Source organism: Hymenobacter sp. CRA2 (assembly GCF_002007105.1).
Taxonomy (GTDB): Bacteria; Bacteroidota; Bacteroidia; order Cytophagales; family Hymenobacteraceae; genus Solirubrum.
In genome coordinates this window covers 1-1,901 of record NZ_MVBC01000036.1, presented here as the reverse complement: position 1 = coordinate 1,901, position 1,901 = coordinate 1, and the positions used below count along the sequence as shown (strand labels likewise).

Sequence of the window (1,901 nt, the reverse complement as noted above, 5' to 3'; positions counted from 1 at the left end):
CGCCCGGCAGTGGTAGCGTTGCTTGCCATTGCGCGCCAACCCATTCTTGCGCAGCGCTGAAGCGCCGCAGTACGAACATGCTTCCATGTTCTACTATACGGGCTTCAGCCCACCTGAGCCACTACCACCCTCTCAATATATATCACAGTAAAATTCTCTCCTTTTGCCTCTACCAAATTCGTATAGGTCCCACTAACGATACCCACTCCAGGGCGATACACAAATTCTTCAGCTCCATGAATATTAGGTGCATCAACCATACTGGGTGGATAAGTCCAAAAATACCAAAGGTTGTTTACTCGCCGTTCAAGTAAAATTTTAGAAGCTAAGCTTGCGGTGAATGACGAATTCGAGTTTTCATTGAAGACATTACGTGCTTCATCAATAACTTTATCAAATTGCTTTATTGACACGATGGGCGCTTTAGTATTAATGGTCACATTGTCCGATTGACCATAAAGCAGGCCCTCTCTTGGTGCTACAACAAATAGCTCTAACACGCTCACCCCTGACAAACAACGGCGCTCATTCTTAACATCTATTATAGGTATAATTCCAGATTGACGAGTTATATCATTAAACCCACTTGCCCCCCAACGCTGATAGTAATCTAAACGAGCCATACAGTTAGCCAGGAATGCTTTTGCATCAAGGGGCTCACGGCTGTCATAAGTTTGCCACATCGGCTGCCCTTGCGAAGCAGCCTTACCCTCCACGGCAGCAAAAGTGATAAGTAGTGAATCAAGGTCGTAGCGCACCTGCCGCTGGCTTGCCAAACCATATTTACTGCGTAAATCAGCATAGCTTATACACACGTTTAGTAAAATCGTACGCGAGGCTACTCCTCGCCGATACCCCTGCGTCTCTACCAGGAATTTACGCCCAGGCAATGTTGACGCATTCACAAAACCAGATAAATTTTCAGGAGGTGATTGTGCATTTGCTATACCGCCCCATAGCACGACTACTAACCTGAGTAAGGAACGTACCGTCAATTTTAATGGCATGAGATGGTATTGCCTTTGGGTTGTTGAGTGAGCGTACTTCCTTAATTCTCAAGCTCATTAGGAGCGAGATAATGCAGGTTACTCATGGCATTTAACGGACCAACTCCATAACGTTTACATAATAAGGCAACTTAAGTGCGCGTTGGGGATTTGCGTTTCAGGTCATGCTGAGCGTATTCGAAGCAGCAGAGATGCTTCGTTTGCACCGATTCAACGAAGCGGTAGCGATGCTTCGGCAAGCGGACGCCAGATAGAGCATGACGTTCCAGAGGCGGTTTCAGTAAAATCCAAACACGCTCTTAATTGCATGGAATTGTGCTCGTTTGGGTGGTAGTATTATCGTAATTCAACTTCTACTAATGCCACCTGTATATCGCATACCGAATAATTTATTCAACCGAACAGAAACGCTTGAACCCCTCAAAATCAAAGCATCAGGCATTAAACCACGGAAATACCAAGGCTAATTAACATAATTCAATTAATGCCAAACCGCCACTCAATCCATATTCACTACATGGCTGGCTATACTATCATTATTGAAAAAAAATTGTGACTTCACTTGATGCACCAAATGGTGGTTTGTAGTAATACACGGGGGCAGCATTTGTGCCTGCTGCGGCTATTCTATCGGGATGCCCCATGACGACAAGCACCTGCTGCATATTCATGCCTCGCTTTACATACTTGGAATTGGAGCGGTTACGCCTTCCTTCTCTTGTTTCAGGGCTCAGCCAAGTCACATACGCAAGCAAAGAAGCACAACATATAGCGGATTCATGAACGATGTACATGATAACCACAATGGTTGAACCAGGCTTTGGCATCCTTGCTGGAAATCCACTCAACCGCGGTTTGGATAGCCGCCTCCAGTGCTTCACGGGTACGGGCCTG

General features: G+C 45.8%; 2 protein-coding genes. Both read right to left on the bottom strand.

What is annotated here, in order from left to right:
* Positions 1–104: 104 nt before the first annotated feature.
* Positions 105–1,007, bottom strand: a complete 903-nt coding sequence (locus tag B0919_RS25055) for a hypothetical protein (RefSeq protein ID WP_139362385.1) — start codon at positions 1,005–1,007, stop codon at positions 105–107.
* Between the two features lie 536 nt (positions 1,008–1,543).
* Positions 1,544–1,801, bottom strand: a complete 258-nt coding sequence (locus B0919_RS25050; RefSeq protein ID WP_139362384.1) for a hypothetical protein — start codon at positions 1,799–1,801, stop codon at positions 1,544–1,546.
* Positions 1,802–1,901: the final 100 nt, after the last annotated feature.

Bases quoted from the DNA above. Each gene is read 5' to 3' on its own strand.
- B0919_RS25055 (WP_139362385.1), bottom strand. From the start codon at position 1,007: ATGCCATTAAAATTGACGGTACGTTCCTTACTCAGGTTAGTAGTCGTG.
- B0919_RS25050 (WP_139362384.1), bottom strand. From the start codon at position 1,801: ATGTACATCGTTCATGAATCCGCTATATGTTGTGCTTCTTTGCTTGCG.